Source organism: Streptomyces sp. NBC_00239, assembly GCF_036194065.1.
Classification (GTDB): Bacteria; Actinomycetota; Actinomycetes; order Streptomycetales; family Streptomycetaceae; genus Streptomyces.
The window spans coordinates 3,281,752-3,298,343 of record NZ_CP108095.1 but is presented as its reverse complement, the minus strand read 5'-3'; the positions used below and the strand labels follow the sequence as shown (position 1 = coordinate 3,298,343).

14 protein-coding genes are annotated in these 16,592 nt (G+C 73.2%); 7 read left to right on the top strand and 7 right to left on the bottom strand.

What is annotated here, in order from left to right; all coding sequences use genetic code 11:
- Positions 1–18 precede the first annotated feature (18 nt).
- Together OG764_RS14310 and OG764_RS14305 are read left to right on the top strand one after the other, a co-directional pair.
- Positions 19–489: a sigma factor-like helix-turn-helix DNA-binding protein gene (locus tag OG764_RS14310; protein ID WP_328968814.1), complete on the top strand. Its 471-nt coding sequence runs from the start codon at positions 19–21 to the stop codon at positions 487–489.
- On the top strand, positions 486–737 hold the full coding sequence (locus tag OG764_RS14305; protein ID WP_328968813.1) for a hypothetical protein: 252 nt from the start codon (positions 486–488) through the stop codon (positions 735–737). The genes OG764_RS14310 and OG764_RS14305 overlap by 4 nt, the downstream gene beginning before the upstream one ends.
- Positions 738–800: 63 nt before the next feature.
- Here OG764_RS14305 and OG764_RS14300 read toward each other — a convergent pair whose 3' ends face one another.
- A complete protein-coding gene (locus OG764_RS14300; RefSeq protein WP_328968812.1) occupies positions 801–1,205 on the bottom strand; it encodes a DUF4307 domain-containing protein in 405 nt (134 codons plus the stop codon).
- Positions 1,206–1,326: 121 nt separating this feature from the next.
- On the opposite strand from OG764_RS14300, the gene mca reads away from it, so the two are divergent.
- Complete coding sequence (gene mca / locus OG764_RS14295; protein ID WP_328968811.1) at positions 1,327–2,208, top strand: mycothiol conjugate amidase Mca; 882 nt, start codon at positions 1,327–1,329, stop codon at positions 2,206–2,208.
- Positions 2,209–2,210: 2 nt separating this feature from the next.
- Positions 2,211–2,447, top strand: coding sequence for a hypothetical protein (locus OG764_RS14290; RefSeq protein WP_328968810.1), 237 nt, complete (start codon positions 2,211–2,213; stop codon positions 2,445–2,447).
- Positions 2,448–2,630: 183 nt separating this feature from the next.
- Here the strand turns inward: OG764_RS14290 and OG764_RS14285 are convergent, their stop codons facing one another.
- Positions 2,631–5,879, bottom strand: a complete 3,249-nt coding sequence (locus OG764_RS14285; RefSeq protein WP_328973001.1) for a tetratricopeptide repeat protein — start codon at positions 5,877–5,879, stop codon at positions 2,631–2,633.
- A 573-nt stretch (positions 5,880–6,452) separates the two neighbouring features.
- Here OG764_RS14285 and OG764_RS14280 point away from each other — a divergent pair.
- On the top strand, positions 6,453–8,516 hold the full coding sequence (locus tag OG764_RS14280) for a thioredoxin domain-containing protein (protein ID WP_328968809.1): 2,064 nt from the start codon (positions 6,453–6,455) through the stop codon (positions 8,514–8,516).
- 64 nt (positions 8,517–8,580) lie between these two features.
- Here the strand turns inward: OG764_RS14280 and trhA are convergent, their stop codons facing one another.
- Entirely contained in the window at positions 8,581–9,228 is a 648-nt protein-coding gene (gene trhA, locus OG764_RS14275) for a PAQR family membrane homeostasis protein TrhA (RefSeq protein WP_328968808.1), read from the bottom strand.
- Positions 9,229–9,458: 230 nt separating this feature from the next.
- On the opposite strand from trhA, the gene OG764_RS14270 reads away from it, so the two are divergent.
- Positions 9,459–11,282, top strand: a complete 1,824-nt coding sequence (locus OG764_RS14270) for a phosphoenolpyruvate carboxykinase (GTP) (protein WP_328968807.1) — start codon at positions 9,459–9,461, stop codon at positions 11,280–11,282.
- 118 nt (positions 11,283–11,400) lie between these two features.
- Here OG764_RS14270 and OG764_RS14265 read toward each other — a convergent pair whose 3' ends face one another.
- Genes OG764_RS14265 through OG764_RS14250 form a run of 4 tightly spaced genes read right to left on the bottom strand, consistent with a single transcriptional unit; the run spans position 11,401 to position 15,989 of the window.
- Positions 11,401–12,027, bottom strand: a complete 627-nt coding sequence (locus tag OG764_RS14265) for a hypothetical protein (protein ID WP_328968806.1) — start codon at positions 12,025–12,027, stop codon at positions 11,401–11,403.
- Positions 12,014–13,702, bottom strand: a complete 1,689-nt coding sequence (locus tag OG764_RS14260) for a substrate-binding and vWA domain-containing protein (protein WP_328968805.1) — start codon at positions 13,700–13,702, stop codon at positions 12,014–12,016. The genes OG764_RS14265 and OG764_RS14260 overlap by 14 nt, the downstream gene beginning before the upstream one ends.
- A complete protein-coding gene (locus tag OG764_RS14255) occupies positions 13,699–14,883 on the bottom strand; it encodes a toxic anion resistance protein (protein WP_328968804.1) in 1,185 nt (394 codons plus the stop codon). The genes OG764_RS14260 and OG764_RS14255 overlap by 4 nt, the downstream gene beginning before the upstream one ends.
- A gap of 17 nt (positions 14,884–14,900) precedes the next feature.
- Entirely contained in the window at positions 14,901–15,989 is a 1,089-nt protein-coding gene (locus OG764_RS14250; RefSeq protein WP_328968803.1) for a substrate-binding domain-containing protein, read from the bottom strand.
- 122 nt (positions 15,990–16,111) lie between these two features.
- Here OG764_RS14250 and OG764_RS14245 point away from each other — a divergent pair, with 122 nt between their 5' ends.
- Complete coding sequence (locus OG764_RS14245; RefSeq protein ID WP_328968802.1) at positions 16,112–16,585, top strand: hypothetical protein; 474 nt, start codon at positions 16,112–16,114, stop codon at positions 16,583–16,585.
- Positions 16,586–16,592: the final 7 nt, after the last annotated feature.

Genomic DNA, 16,592 nt, shown 5'->3' with positions numbered 1-16,592 from the left:
CGGCCCCGCTGCCCCCTTATGGGAAGGGTGACGGTCGGGCCGGATGATCAATCCCCGTGCTGGGACCGGGAGTTCGAGGCGTTCGTCGCCGGAGCCGCCGGTCGGCTGCTGCATGCCGCGACCCTGCTGACCACCGAGCCCGACGACGCCAACCCCGCCGCCCGCGAACTCCTCGCGGGCGCCCTGGCCCGTACGTACGCCCACTGGGACCGGCTCCGCGGCGACGATCCGTACGCCCACGCCCGCCGCGAACTGTGTGCCGCCTTCGCCCGCGCCGCCTGGCGCCACCGCCGCGGCCGGGGCGGCGTCCTCACCCGCCTCACCCCGCGGCTGCGCCTGGTACTGGTCCTGCGGCTCTACGAAGGCATGGCCGAGGAACAGATCGGCGCCCTCCTGGGCCTGCCCCCGGACCGCGTCCGGGCCCTGGCAGCCCGCGCCGCCACCCTGCTGAACCCGCGCCCGGCGACGAGGAGGGAAACGGCCCGATGACCGCCTCGAACCACCGCGAGACCGAGATCCGCCGCCTCCTGGAGGGCCCCCGGCCGCCGGTCCCGTCCGGCCTGGCGGCCCTCGCGGCCGGCCGCGGCCTGCGCCTGCTGCGCCGCCGCCGGGCACTGCACCGCGCCGGCTGGCTGCTCCTGATCGCGGCCGTCGCGGCCTTCACCGTCTGGGCCTCGATCACCCACCCGTGGGTGGTCCCGCCGTCCACGACCGCCCCGACCTTCGAGGCGCCGTGACGTGAGGGGCGCCCTGACCGGGGCCGTTCCCGTGCTGCGGGCCACGGGCCGCGGCGGGCCGGGTCAGCGGGCCTGGCAGGAGACGAGTTCGGCGGAGGTGGCGCGGGAGGTGGTCTTGAGGACGACGGTCTCGTCGAGGCGGGTCTGCTTCGCGTCGAAGGAGAAGTCCGCGCGGCCGACATCGGCGTGGTCGCGGTCCTGGGCGTTGACCGTGCACACGGCCTCGATCGCCGCGGTGTCCTTGTGGATCTCCAGCTGGATGCGGACCTCGGAGTCCGAGACCACCCGGAACGTGATGACCTGGCCGCTGACCGTCTGGCCGCCGACGTAGTCGTAGCCGATCCAGCCGACCAGGCCGAGCAGGCCGACGCCCAGCAGCGAGCCGACGATCTTGAGCTTGCGGTCGGCGCGTTCGTCCTCGGAGCGGCCGTAGCGGCCCTCGGGAAGGCTTTCGCGTACCGCGCTCATCGACCGATCCTTTCGCAGGGGCTCTTTTGTCGTGCGGACCGTGGGCCCGCGGAATTTTCCGTCCCCCGATTCGGTCACTATAGAAGCCGTCCACCCCGCCCCATCACCGAGGGATCGAGTCTTGACTGAGCAGCTTCGACTGATGGCCGTGCACGCCCACCCCGACGACGAGTCGAGCAAGGGCGCGGCCACCATGGCCAAGTACGTGTCCGAGGGGGTGGACGTGCTGGTCGTGACCTGCACGGGTGGCGAGCGCGGCTCGATCCTCAACCCCAAGCTCCAGGGCGACAAGTACATCGAGGAGAACATCCACGAGGTGCGCCGCAAGGAGATGGACGAGGCCCGGGAGATCCTGGGCGTCAAGCAGGAGTGGCTGGGATACGTCGACTCGGGCCTGCCCGAGGGCGACCCGCTGCCGCCGCTGCCCGAGGGCTGCTTCGCGCTGGAGGAGGTCGACGCGGCCGCCGGGCGGCTCGTCGCCAAGATCCGCGCGTTCCGACCGCACGTCGTCACGACGTACGACGAGAACGGCGGCTACCCGCACCCCGACCACATCATGACCCACAAGATCACGATGGTGGCCTTCGACGGTGCGGCCGACACCGAGAAGTACCCCGAGGCCGAGTTCGGGCCCGCGTACCAGCCGCAGAAGGTCTACTACAACCAGGGCTTCAACAAGCCGCGCACCCTCGCCCTGCACAACGGGCTGCTGGAGCGCGGCATGGAGTCGCCGTACGGGGAGTGGATCGAGCGCTGGAAGGAGTTCGAGCGCACCGAGCGGACGCTGACCACGTACGTGCCGTGCGGCGAGTTCTTCGAGATCCGCGACAAGGCCCTCATCGCGCACGCCACGCAGATCGACCCGGACGGCGGCTGGTTCCGGGTGCCGCTGGACATCCAGCGGGAGATCTGGCCGACCGAGGAGTACGAGCTCGCGAAGTCGCTCGTGCCGACATCCCTCCCCGAGGACGACCTCTTCGCGGGCATCCGGGAGAATGCGTAGCTATGAGCGCTACGCAGGCAGCACTGACCCAGCTCGTTCCGCTGGCCGACAGCTTCGACAAGAACAAGGTGACGCCGGGCATCCTCGGCTTCCTCGTGTTCGCGGCGCTGGCCGTCGGCGTGTGGGCCCTGATGAAGTCCATGAACCGGCACATGGGGCGCGTCGACTTCGACGAGGCGGCGACCGAGTCCGGCGCCGCCGGCCCCGCCTCGCCGGCCGCAGGCCCCCACCAGGCCTGACCCCGCCGCGCCGCCGCCCCGACCCGGGACACCCCGGGCCCCGGGGCGGCCCGGCACGCCCGCACCCCGGTCCTCAATCGCCGGACGGGCCGGATCCCGGCTCAGCACGGCATTCGGCTCAGCACGGCGGAATCCAGCCTCGCCGGCGTGTGAGGACCGGGGTGCGGGGCGGAGACCCGCGGGTCAGGCGGGGACGCCCATGATTTCCCGGGCGTGCCGGTCGGGGGTGAGGTTCAGGCGCCACGCCTGCCATCCCGCGGCCGGGTCGACCCCGCGGTCCAGGGCGACCGCATACGCGTCGAGCGCCTCGGACAACCGCCCGTCACGCAACCCGTGCGGCCGCGCCGCAAGCGCCGCGATCTCCGCCACGGCCGCCGCCACCCCCGCGTCAGGATCCGCGTACGGCAACAACGTGCAGCGCAGGAACCGCGCCCAGTCCCCGCCCCGCGCGTCGCCGTACGAGTCGAACAGCGCCACCGCCTCCTCGCACAACCCCAACGCCTGGGCGATCCGCGCGTTCCCCGCGTCGACCACCACCAGCTCCAGGCACGTCCACGCCTCGCCGTGGGCCAGCCCGATGCGGCGGAAGTCCGCCCGCGCGTCCGCCAGCAGCTGCCGCGCGAAACCCGAATTGCGCAGGCCGCCGGTCTGCACGGCCCGCACGTCGCGGGTGACCCGCCCCGAGTGGTGACGCGCGCAGGCCAGCCCGTACACGTCCCGCATCCGCGAGAACATCGTCCGGGCCCGCTCCAGCTCCCGTACCGCCTGGTCCGCGTCGCCGCGCTCCTCCAGCGCCTGCCCCAGGTAGTACAACGTCCAGGCCTCGCCGCGCGCGTCCTCCGACTCCCGGTGCCGCGACAGCGCCTCCCGCAGCCCGTCGACGGCCGCACCCGGCTCCCCGGCCACCAGCCGGGCCCGCGCCAGCTCCGTCAGCGCCCACGCCTCGGCCCGCCCGTCGCGGGTCCGCCCCGCCAGGTCCAGGGCCCGCCGCAGCTCCCGCTCCGCCCCCGGGACGTCACCGCCGCGCAGGTGCACCTGGCCCAGCTGGAAATGCGCCCAGCCCTGCCCGTGCAGCGATTCGCTCTCCTCGTGCAGCGCCAGCGACAGGGCCAGCAGCGACCGCGCCTCGGCCAGGTTCGCCCGGTCCCGCTCCACCGCCGCCAGCGCGTGCAGCGTCCACGCCCGGTCGGCCGCCAGCTCCTCCCCGGACTGCACCTCCAGCGCCTCGCGCAGCTTCGCCGCCGCCTCCGTCAGCTGACCCTGGTGGTGCAGGGTGATGCCCAGCGAGCACAGCGCCCGCGCCGCGCCCGCCGTGTGCTGCGCCTCGAAGTACAGGTCGACCACCGACGTCAGCGTCGAACGCGCCGTGTCCAGCTCGCCGAGCTGGCGGGCCGCGATGCCGGTGCGCCACTGCACCGACCGGGCCAGCAGCCCCTGCCCGCCGCCGCCCTCGCCATCGCCGCCGGCCGCCCGGCCCGCCTCCACCGCCTGGATCAGCTCGTTGATCTCGCCCAGCCGGTACAGGTCGCCGCGCAGCAGGCAGTAGTCGCACAGCGCGCCCAGCAGGTCCAGCACGGCCCGCTGGTCCACGCCCTCGGTGTGCCGCAGCGCCGCCGTGATGAAGCTCGACTCCTCGTCCAGCCAGGCCAGCGCCGCGTCCAGCGAGGCGAAGCCGTGCCCGCCGAACCGGTCCGCGCGCGTCGACGTCTTCCCGTCGACCATCCGGATCACCGCGTCCGCCAGCTGCGCGTACGTCCGGATCAGCCGCTCCTGCGCCGCCGCGATGTCGTCCCGGTCCTCCTCCGCGAGCAGCTTCGCGGCCGCGTACGAGCGCACCGAGTCGTGCAGCCGGTACCGCTCCCCGCGCACGTGGTCGACGAGCCCGGCCCGGGCCAGCCCCGCCAGCAGCCGCAGCGCGTCCCCCTCCGACCCCTCGGCCAGCGCGGCCGCGGCGGCCGCCCCCACCGACACCCGGCCGGCCAGCGACAGCCGCCGCAGCAGCTGCCGGGCGGGCTCCTGGAGGTGCGCGTACGACAGGTCCAGCGCCCGGTCCGTCACGTCGAGTGAACCCAGCCGCTCGGCGAGGTGCACCTCGAACCGGCGCGCCGTGTGCGTCCCCAGCAGCGGGCCCGTCAGGCGCAGCGCCAGCGGCAGCCCGCCGGTGAACCGGAAGATCGCCTCCAGCGCCTGCTCGTCGTACACCGACGTCTGCGCGTCCTCGACCGCCGTACGCAGCACCGCCTCGGCATCCGCGGCCGCCAGCGGCGCCACCTCCAGGTGGTGGACCCGGGCCGGGACGTCCGCGGGGAGCTCCAGCCGCTCCCGGGCCGTCACCAGCACCAGGCTGTCGGAGCGCTCCGGCAGCAGCAACCGCACCTGCTCCGCGTCCACCGCGTCGTCGAGGACCACCGTGACCGGCACGCCGCGCACGTGCTCGTGGTACAGCTCCACCAGCCGCCGCATCTGCTGCGCGGCCGACGACCGGTCGCGGAACAGCAGCTGCTCGCGGGGCGCGCCCAGCCGGTTCAGGAGGTGCAGCAGCGCCTCCCGGGTCGGCAGCGGGGTCTCGCCGCTGAGCGAGCCGCCGCGCAGGTCGACCACGCAGGCGCCCCGGTACTGGTCCCGGACCTCGTGCGCCGCCCGCACCGCGAGGGAGGTGCGGCCCGCACCGGGATCCCCGTGCAGCACCACGACCACCGGCAGGGTCTCCGTACCGGCGCGGGCCGCCTGCACCCACTGCACGATGCGGGCCAGCTCCGCCCGCCGTCCCAGGAACACCCCGTCACCGGACGGGAGTTGCCCGAAGGACTGCTCCAGCGCGCTGCGCCGGCGGGCGGCCGCGCTGCGGTCCGTGCCGCGCAGCTGCGGCCCGGTCCCGGACGGCCGGTCCGCACGCGCCGCAGGCCGCGCCGCGCCCGCCGCCCGCTGCCGGTCGAGGAACGGCCGGATCCCGCGCACCTCCAGGGCGGACAGCCACTGGAGCCGCAGCTGCTCGGTGCCGCCGGGCTGGCTCAGGGCGCCCGCCCGGCGGTGCGCGGCGGGCAGGTGGACCGCCGTCACCTTCGCCACGGTGGCCGCCGCCCCGGCGACGGCGACGACGGCCCCCGCGCCGAACGAGGACGCCGCGTCCAGGCCGAGGCAGAGGTCCGCGGCGACCGCGGCCGCCGCCGCAACGCCCGTCACCAGTACGGCCGTCGCGTTGTTCGAGCTGCGGAAGGCCGCGCCGAGCGACTGCTCGGTGGCCGCGTCCGCGTCCAGGGCCCGCGTCCAGGCCTCGTACTCCGGCCCGGCCGTCGCCGCCATCGCCTCCAGCGACGGCAGCGCGCGTGCCATCAGCGCCCCCTGCTCCACCCGGCCGCCGGACCGTCGGACCTCCTCCTCGACCGCCCGCGCGAGCGCCCGCTCCGCCTCGCCCCGATGCACGTCCCGCATCTGCATCCGCATCCCCTCCGCCGCGCCGGCCGTCCGGAGCCACCAGTTTCCTGCGGGATGCATGCAAACGCGAGGGAATCCCCCGCACGCCGGCGGGAGTTGAGCGAATTCAGAGCTTTCCGTCCCACCCGAGCGCCGTGCGCGCCTCAGCGTGAGCGGGCCGTCTCCAGCTTCGCCGGCGTTTGAGGCGCGGGGTCTGGGGCGGAGCCCCAGGACTGCAACCCGGCTGACGCCGGGAACCGGGCTCCGCCCGGACCCGCGCCTCAAACGCCGGCGAGGCTGGAAGTTGCACCCCCGGGCGTCGGCGAGGCTGGAAGTTGCGCCCCCGGGCGTCGGTGGGGCTGGAGGTTGCGCTCAGGGTGTCGGTGGGGCTGGAAGTTGCGCCCCCGGGCGTCGGTGGGGCTGGGGGTTGCACCCCCGGGCGTCGGTGGGGCTGGGGGTTGCGCTCAGGGTGTCGGTGGGGCTGGGGGTTGCGCTCAGGGTGTCGGTGGGGCTGGAGGTCGGGCACCCGGGCGTCGGTGGGGCGGTGTTGCGCCCGGGGTGTCGGCGGGGCGGACGGCTTAGATTGTCGGTATGCCGAATCGCCTCGCTGACGAGACCTCCCCGTATCTGCTCCAGCACGCGGACAACCCGGTCGACTGGTGGCCCTGGTCACCCGAGGCGTTCGCGAAGGCACGGGAGCGCGGCGTTCCGGTGCTGCTCAGCGTCGGCTATTCGAGCTGCCACTGGTGCCACGTCATGGCGCACGAGTCGTTCGAGGACGAGCGGACCGCCGCGTACATGAACGAGCACTTCGTCAACGTCAAGGTGGACCGCGAGGAGCGGCCCGACGTCGACGCCGTCTACATGGAGGCCGTGCAGGCCGCCACCGGCCAGGGCGGCTGGCCGATGACCGTCTTCCTGACCGCGGACGCCGAGCCGTTCTACTTCGGCACCTACTTCCCGCCCGAGCCCCGCCACGGCATGGCCTCCTTCCCGCAGGTGCTCGAAGGCGTGCACACCGCCTGGACCGGCCGCCGCGAGGAGGTCGCCGAGGTCGCGCAGAAGATCGTGCGGGACCTCGCCGGCCGGCAGCTCGACTACGGCAAGGCCGGGGCGCCCGGACCCGAGGAGCTGGCGCAGGCGCTGCTCGGGCTGACCCGCGACTACGACGCGGCCCGCGGCGGATTCGGCGGCGCGCCCAAGTTCCCGCCGTCCATGGCGATCGAGTTCCTGCTGCGCCACTACGCGCGCACCGGCGCCGAGGGCGCCCTCCAGATGGCCGCCGACACCTGCGAGGCGATGGCCCGCGGCGGGATCTACGACCAGCTCGGCGGCGGCTTCGCGCGCTACTCCGTGGACCGCGACTGGATCGTCCCGCACTTCGAGAAGATGCTGTACGACAACGCGCTGCTGTGCCGGGTGTACGCGCACCTGTGGCGCACCACCGGCTCCGCGCTGGCCCGCCGGGTCGCGCTGGAGACCGCCGACTTCATGGTCCGAGAACTGCGCACCCGGGAGGGCGGTTTCGCCTCTGCGCTCGACGCCGACAGCGAGGACCCGGACACCGGCGAGCACGTGGAGGGCGCCTACTACGCCTGGACCCCGGCGCAGCTGCGCGAGGTGCTCGGGGACGCCGACGGGGAGCTGGCGGCGGCCTGCTTCGGGGTGACCGAGGAGGGCACCTTCGAGCACGGCACGTCGGTGCTCCGGCTGCCGCAGGACGGGCCGGCCGCCGACGCCGCACGGCTCGACGGCATCAGGGCGCGGCTGCTCGCGGCCCGGGACGCGCGGCCCGCGCCCGGCCGCGACGACAAGATCGTGGCCGCCTGGAACGGGCTCGCGATCGCCGCGCTCGCCGAGTGCGGCGCCTACTTCGACCGCCCCGACCTGGTCGAACGCGCCACCGAGGCCGCCGACCTGCTGGTCCGCGTGCACTTCGACGCCACCGCCGGCCGCGCCCGGCTGGCCCGTACCAGCAAGGACGGCCGGGCCGGCGCCAACGCCGGCGTGCTGGAGGACTACGCGGACGTGGCCGAGGGCTTCCTCGCGCTGGCGGGCGTGACCGGGGAGGGGGTCTGGCTGGAGTTCGCCGGCTTCCTCACCGACCTGATCCTCGACCGGTTCACGGCCGAGGACGGCACGCTCTACGACACCGCGCACGATGCCGAACAGCTGATCCGCCGCCCCCAGGACCCGACCGACACCGCCGCGCCCTCCGGGTGGACGGCCGCGGCGGGCGCACTGCTCTCGTACGCGGCGCACACCGGCTCGCAGGCGCACCGCACGGCGGCCGAACGGGCGCTCGGCGTGGTGCACGCGCTGGGCCCGCGCGCCCCCCGCTTCATCGGCTGGGGGCTCGCCGTCACCGAGGCGATGCTCGACGGGCCGCGGGAGATCGCGGTGGTCGGCCACCCTGACGACCCGGCGACGGCCGCGCTGCACCGCACCGCGCTGCTCGGGCCGGCGCCCGGGGCCGTGGTGGCGGTGGGGCTGCCGGACCAGAAGGCGGGGCCGGAGGCGGAGTTCCCGCTGCTGTCCGAGCGCACGCTGGTGGACGGCAGTCCGACGGCCTACGTCTGCCGGCACTTCGTCTGCGCCCTGCCCACCACCGACCCGGCCGAACTCGCGGAGCAGCTGGGGCCGGCCCGCCCCTGAACACGCGGTACGGGTGGGCGCCGGGTCGGTCGGCCCGGCGCCCACCCGACGCGGAAGGGCCCGCTCAGTGCGAGTAGGCCGCCATCGAGATCCCCACGTAGTGCGCCACGAAGGCCGCCAGGGTCAGCGAGTGGAACACCTCGTGGAAACCGAAGAAGCGCGGCGAGGGGTCGGGGCGCTTCAGCCCGTAGATGACCCCTCCCGCGCTGTACAGCAGGCCGCCGACGATCACCAGGACGAGCACCGCGATGCCGCCGGTGCGCATGAAGTCGGGCAGGAAGAAGACCGCCGCCCAGCCCATCGCGATGTAGCAGGGCGTGTACAGCCAGCGCGGCGCGCCGACCCAGAAGACCCGGAAGGCGATGCCCGCGGCGGCCGCGATCCACACCGCCCACAGGAGGGTCCGTCCGGTGGACGGCGGCAGCAGGAGGACGGTCAGCGGGGTATAGGTCCCTGCGATGATCAGGAAAATGTTGGCGTGGTCGAGTCGACGCAGTACGGCCTCGCCGCGCGGCCCCCAGGTGCCCCGGTGGTAGATCGCGCTGACGCCGAAGAGCAGGCACGCCGTGAGGATGTAGACGCCGCACGCCACCCGTGCCCGCGTCGAGTCGGTCAACGCCATCAGGACGAGGCCTGCGACCAGCACCGCGGGGAACATCCCGGCATGCAGCCAGCCGCGCATCACCGGCTTCACGAGGGCATCTGAAGTCATGCGCTCATGCTACCTACGGGTCCGTAACTTTCGGTCTGCCTGCCGAACGTCCGCTTTACAGAAGATTGACTGGAGTGGCGATGCTCACGTGAGAGGCCCCCTGGACATATGCGCACACGCACCGGATGATCAGATGAGTGCGGTCGGCACCGGATGAGCGGAGCGCGAAGCGTCCGGGTCGCAGCCCCCACGGGGCATACACCAAACAAACCCCTCAACAAGGAGCAATCGTGGCGCGCGACAACGCGGCTCCCACCACCGTCCCGACCCAGCACCAGGAGCTCACCTCCTGGGTGAACGAGATCGCAGCCATCACCGAGCCCGACCGGATCGTCTGGTGTGACGGTTCCGAGGCCGAGTACGAGCGCCTGTGCGAGGAGCTCGTCGAGAAGGGCACCTTCAAGAAGCTGGACCCGGTCAAGCGCCCGAACTCGTACTACGCCGCCTCCGACCCCTCCGACGTCGCGCGCGTCGAGGACCGGACCTTCATCTGCTCCGAGAAGGAGGAGGACGCGGGCCCGACCAACCACTGGAAGGCCCCTTCCGAGATGAAGGAGCTCTTCGCCGGGCAGGAAGGTATCTTCCGCGGCTCCATGAAGGGCCGCACGATGTACGTCGTGCCCTTCTGCATGGGCCCCCTCGGCTCCGAGCTCTCCGCGATCGGCGTCGAGATCACCGACTCCGCCTACGTCGCGGTCGCGATGCGCACCATGACCCGCATGGGACAGCCGGTCCTGGACGAGCTCGGCACCGACGGCTTCTTCGTCAAGGCGGTCCACACCCTCGGCGCTCCGCTCGCCGAGGGCCAGGCCGACGTGCCGTGGCCGTGCAACACCACCAAGTACATCTCGCACTTCCCCGAGACCCGCGAGATCTGGTCGTACGGCTCGGGCTACGGCGGCAACGCCCTGCTCGGCAAGAAGTGCTACGCCCTGCGCATCGCGTCCGTCATGGCCCGCGACGAGGGCTGGCTCGCCGAGCACATGCTGATCCTCAAGCTCACCCCGCCGCAGGGCGAGAGCAAGTACGTCGCCGCCGCGTTCCCGTCCGCCTGTGGCAAGACCAACCTCGCCATGCTGGAGCCCACGATCTCCGGCTGGACGGTCGAGACCATCGGCGACGACATCGCCTGGATGCGCTTCGGCGAGGACGGCCGCCTCTACGCGATCAACCCCGAGGCCGGCTTCTTCGGCGTCGCCCCCGGCACCGGCGAGCACACCAACGCCAACGCCATGAAGACGATGTACGCGAACACCGTCTTCACCAACGTCGCGCTCACCGACGACGGCGACGTCTGGTGGGAGGGCATGACCGAAGAGGCGCCCGCCCACCTGATCGACTGGAAGGGCAACGACTGGACTCCGGCCTCGGAGACCCCGGCCGCCCACCCCAACGCCCGCTTCGCCGTCCCGGCCTCGCAGTGCCCGACGATCGCCCCCGAGTGGGAGGACCCCAAGGGCGTCCCGATCTCCGCGATCCTCTTCGGCGGCCGCCGCGCCTCCGCCGTGCCGCTGGTCACCGAGTCCTTCGACTGGAACCACGGCGTCTTCATCGGCTCGAACATCGCCTCCGAGAAGACCGCCGCCGCCGAGGGCAAGGTCGGCGAGCTGCGCCGCGACCCCTTCGCCATGCTGCCGTTCTGCGGCTACAACATGGGCGACTACATGGGCCACTGGGTCGACGTCGCCAAGGGCAAGGACCAGTCCAAGCTCCCGAAGATCTACTACGTGAACTGGTTCCGCAAGAACGACGCGGGCAAGTTCGTGTGGCCCGGCTTCGGCGAGAACAGCCGCGTCCTGAAGTGGATCGTCGGCCGCCTCGACGGCACCGCCGAGGGCGTCGAGACCCCCATCGGCATCCTGCCGACCGTCGCGTCCCTGGACACCGACGGCCTGGACCTGCCCGCCGCGGACCTGGACTTCCTCCTCAGCGTCGACAAGGAGGTGTGGCGCGAGGAGGCCGCCCTGGTCCCCGAGCACCTCAACACCTACGGCGACCACACTCCCAAGGAGCTGTGGGACCAGTACCACGCCCTGGTGGAGCGGCTCGGCTGACCGAGCCGCCCGTACCGGGCGAATAAGTGTGGGAGCCCCCGACCAAGCGGCCCCCACCGCTGTGGGAGCCCCCGACCAAGCGGTTCCCACCGCAGCACACGACCACCTGTCGCGTCTGTCAGGAGCGTCCGCGCTCCTCCAGATAGGTCGTGTGCGTCTGCTGACGGCGGGCCTCCCTGTCCTGGAGGCCCGCCGTCAGGCCTTCCACCTCCTCGTACAGCACCGTCAGCTGCCGCTCCAGGTGCCGTTCGGGAGCCTCCGTGCCCGGCTGCAGCCGGGTCCACCAGCGGGTCCGGTGGTACGTGTCCACGCATTCGGGCACGTCCTGGCGGATCGCCCGCGACAGCACGTGCACCGACTCCGGGTCCGTCGCGAGCAGGTCCGCGACCCAGCCGTGCGCCGGGTCGAGCAGCGCCCCGTACCGGCCCAGCAGGCCGGTGAGCCGGTCGCCCGCGGCGGCCGGCAGCTCCACCTCGCCCAGGTATTCGCACAGGGTCGCGAAGTCTTCGCGCAGCGCGTCGAACTCCTCGGCCGGATCCTCGAACTCGGGGGCCGGCAGCCGCTCCGGCGGGGCGATCAGCGCGCCCGCGCCGTACAGTCCGGCGACCACGACGGGCCAGTAGGCGCCCGCCAGGCCCGTGAAGGTGAGCGCGAGCCCTGCCACCCCGCACGCGGAGCCGGCCAGGTTCTTGCGGGACTCCAGGTAGCCCAGGACGCGTGCCGCGGTGCCTCTACTGGTAGCCACGGATCTCCTCGAAGGCGCCGTCCAGTGAACCGTTCCCGCCGGTCGCGTCGAACAGCCGGCCGCCGGTCAGCTCGGTGATGTGGGCGAGTTCCCTGCGGTCCGAGTCCCCGAAGAGCACCGCGAAGACCGGGGTTGCCCGCTGGTCGGCGGGCAGCGCCGCGTAGAAGCTGTCGAAGTGCGAGGCCGGTTCGCCCTCGGTGTTCTCCCCGTCCGTCATCAGCACGATCGAGGTGAACGCGTCGGTGCGCTCCTTGCCCAGGTGCTCGTAGGCGGCTTCCAGACTGCTGTACACGGCGGTGCCCCCGTCGGGGGTGAGCGCGTTCACGTCCCGGCGGATGGCGTCCAGGGCCGCGTCGGGGTCCCCGGGCTGCACCAGGTGCGTGTGCACGTCCTTCACCTCGGACCCGAACGGCAGGAGCGTCACCTGCTCGCGGTCCCGGAACCGTTCGCCGGGCGCCGAACTCCCGGTGCCGGCCAGCTCGGAGAGCGCGTCCCGCAGCCGTCCGATCCGGTTCTCGTCCTCCATCGAGCCGGAGGTGTCGAGCACGTACACGGTCCGCGAGGGGCGGCGCAGCTCGTTCTCGTACGAGGCGAGCAGCCCGTCGGCGACCGGGCGGGTGCCCGGGAACGGCAGTTCCCGGCGCTTGTCCGCGGCCAGGCCGGGCGCGGGGGAGACCCCGGCCGCGACCGGCCGCCGGAAGGTCTTCCCGGTGATCGCCCGCTGGGCCTCGGCGCCCCGCAGGTACGTGGTCAGGGCGCGGCCCGCCTCGCGGGCGCCGGCGGGCGCCGAACCGAGCAGGGTGAGCGGGTAGTCGGCGGTGACCACCCCGTCGCGGGGCCGGATCACGGTCAGCCCGGCCCTGTCGTCCCGGTTCATCGACATCAGCACGGACTCGTAGTTGACGAGCGCGTCCACGGTGCCGCGGCGGGTGTACGCGGAGGCCAGCCAGCCGGAGGAACCGGAGGTCAGCTTCTGCCCGGCGAAGAATTCCGTGAGCCGGGGCGCGGCCTTCTTCACGTCGGCGTCGGTGAGGGCGGCCTGGGCTCCGGAGAGGCCGGACGCCACCGAGATCAGCGCGGAGAAACCGGAGTTGGAGCGCACCGGGTCGGTCATGCCGTAGGTGAGCCTGCCGGCGGCGACGGCCGAGTGGATCGCCGACCAGGTCACCTCGGCGGGCTTCCAGCCGAGCCGGGCGACGGCGGCGGGCTTCACGCCGAGCGCGACCGGCGAGGACATCACCGGGGTCTCGGAGCCGAGCTTGCCGACCGCCTCGGGCCGCAGCCGCAGGTAGTCGTTGGAGGACAGCCAGATCGCGTCGTAGCGGCCGTCGGCCTTCCCGGAGGCGACCTGCTCTGCGGCGTCGAGGGTGCCGGTCCAGGTCAGCTTCACGGTGACGCCGGTGGCCTTGCGGGCCGCTTCGAGCACCGGTTCCATGTCGGCGAGTTCGCTGGAGGCCAGCACGCGCAGGGTGCCGTCGCGGTACGCGGTCTCCTCGGGGCCGTCGGGCTCCTCGGAGGTGCAGGCGGTGGCGGCCAGGACGGCGGCCGTGGACAGGACCAGCGCGAGGAGCCGGCGGCCCCCGGCGCGACGCCGGCCGCCGCGGTGCGGGTCGGGGCGCTGCCGGTTCGTGGGCTGCGGGTCCGTGCTCCGAGCGGCAGTGCGGTGCGGGGTCATGCGGTGCCGCCTCCTTCGAGGGCGCCGGTGGTGCGGGTGCGCGCCAGATGGGCGGAGGCGGCCTGGAGTTCGCCGGTCAGGGACTCCACGGTGGCGGCCATGTTCTCGGTGGCCTGCACCTTGAAGGTGTCGATGGCGTCGAGCGTCTTGTAGATCTGCGCGAAGGCGGTGCGCAGGGTCTCCGCGCCGACCGCGGGGTCGGCGGCGATCCGCTGGATCTCGCCGCTCTGGGTGGCGAGCATCTCGGCGTTCCCGCGGATCAGGTCCTCGGTGGTGTTGCGCAGGGTGTTGACCTGCTCGACGACCTTGCGCCGGCTGTCGAGGGCGGAGGCCAGCATGACGGCGATCCGCAGCGCGGACACGGTGGTGGTCGCGGCCCGCTCGACGCCCTTGATCAGCTCGTCGTTGTTGCGGCGTACGACGTCCATGGCCAGGTAGCCCTGGGCGCAGACGGCGAGCTGGGTCAGCAGGTCCTGGTGCTTCTGCCGGACCGGGAAGAGGACGTCGGCGCGCAGGACGTCGGCCTGCTGCGCGTCGGTGGCCCCGGTCTCGGTGATGCGCTCCTCGACGGCCGCGTCGAGGGCCTCGGTGAGGACCGCGTACTCCTGGAGCTTGCCCATGGTCTCCCAGAGCCGGGCCCGCTCGGTGTGCAGTGCCGCGTTGTCGCGGCGCAGCTCGTCCTGGCCGCCGCGCAGGGCGCCCACGATCTTGTTGAGGGTGGCCTGGGAGGAGGCGTACTTGGCGACGTGGTCGCGGAACTTGTTGCCGCCGGGGAGCTTGGAGAGGAAGCGGCGGGCGCCCTTGCCGGGGCTGTCGCGCGGGTCGAGGTCCTCGACGGTGCGGCGCAGTTCGACGAGCGAGCCGGCGACGCGGACCTGCGCGTCGGCGCCGCCGTCGGCGCCGAGCGAGCGCACGGCCCGCTCCAGCATCCGGTTGGACTGCTGGGCGGCGGTGCGGATCTCGCCGGCGCCGAGTCCGGCGATCTCCCCGATGCGGGTGGCGAACTCGGGGGAGCGGGCGTCGAGTCCGGCGAGGGTGCCGACGTACTCGCCGGCCCGCCGGGCCATCTCCTCGCGTACGCCGTCCTGGAGCGGGACCAGGCCGGCGGCCTGTTCCTTGCGGACGACGGGGACGGGCTCGGGCGCGGTCAATACGAGCTGCGGCTCGTCAGGCGTGGTCATGAGTGGCGTCCTGCCCTTCAGTTCTTGCCGGTGGCCTGCTGCGCGAGCGCCTGCAGGACGGGGAGGGTCGGCGCGGACACCTGGCGGATTCCGGCCAGCTTCCGGTTGAGGAAGGCGGAGTGCGGGGCGGTGGCGGTGAGGAACTCGGAGAAGGCGCCCTGCGGGCGGAAGCCGTGCTTGACGGCCAGCTCGCGGAGCTCCTTGTCGGTGGTGAGGAGTTCGCCGAGCCCCTCGGCCTCGTCGTTGAGGGGGACCAGGGTGTGGTCGCTGTTGACGGTGGTGTCCGGGTAGAGCACGACCATGTCGCCCGGGTCCTGGTGCTGGAGCAGCAGGGCGGCGATCTGGGACTCGTAGACGAGGATCAGCGGGTCGCCGGCGCCGCTGATGAAGTCACGGAAGGGCTCGTCGGTGCTGGGCGCGAGGGCGCCCTGGACGGAGAAGAGCTTGCGCATCAGGGGCGCGGTGGCCTTGACGGCCCGGTCGTCGGCGACGGCCCTGCTGCCGTTGGCGACGTTGGACGCGGCGGCGAGCCAGAGCGCGCCGGAGTTGGAGCTGGCGGGGTCGGTGGTCTTCACGAACACCGTGCCGGTCAGCTCGGCGTGGGCGGACGAGCCCTTGAGCTGCTGCCAGCTGCGGTCCTCGGCGGCGGCGTCGAGGTAGGCGCCCATGTCGAGGGTGCCGGTGTTCTTGCCGGTGAGGGTGACCAGTCCGTTGTCGGCGAGCACCTTGGCGGCGTTGCCGCGGGTGATGACGACGAGCGGCGAGTAGAACGGCCGGGCGGCCTGCGCCGCCTTCAGTCCCGCCTTGGCGAGGATCCGCTTGGCGGGCTCGCCGCTGCTCGGGAAGGCGAAGTCGTACTCCTTGAGGGGGAGCCGGTCCATCGCCCACGAGCCGGACGTCTCGGTCTCGACGGTGTATCCCTTGGCAGCAAGGGCTTTCACCACGTCGGGGTCCGTGAAGAACTCGCTCTTCTCCGAACCGATGATTCCGCGGACGGTCTTCGTTGCCGTGCCGCCCGTGCCCTGACCTCCGCGACCCGCGATGACGGCTGCTGCCACGCCGCCGATCAGCACGATCGCCAGGACGATTCCCAGGATGCGTCTCACGGGGGCAGCGTGCTCGCGGAAACCCACATTCCTGGCGGAGTTGAGTGAACGCCGGGTGACGAAGCAGTCCCTATTCCGAAGCCGGGCGGTGTCGTGCGGCGGTGGCTGGGAATGATCGGTCCATGTCGTACGACAGACCCGGCGCGCGCCGGGACGCGCGGCCCGGCGCGAAATCCGGGGAATGGCTGGGCTGGCAGGTCGCTCTGGTGCTGGTCGCCGCGCTGCTGGTGTTCGCGCCGTTCGTGCTCTACTCCTGGGCGGCGATCGGGCCCCGGCCGCAGCCGCGGCCGCAGGCGGCGCCGCCACCGCCCGTCGCGCAGGACGTGACGCTGACGGGCTGCCGGGTCGATCCGGCGAGCCGGCGGGTGGTCGCGGACATACGGGTCACCAGCCGGCGGGCGCAGCCGGCGCGGTACGTGGTGACCGTGGAGTTCCGCCGGGACGCCGGGAAGCCGGGGGAGTCGGGCCGGGACGCGGTGGTGGACCTGGCGCCGCGCGGGTCGGCCGGCCGTGAGGTGCGGGGCCCGGTGTGGGCGGCGGGCGTGGTCCCGTACTGCGGGGTCAGCTCGGTGGTGCTGGAGCGGGCCGTGCCGTGAGGCGGTG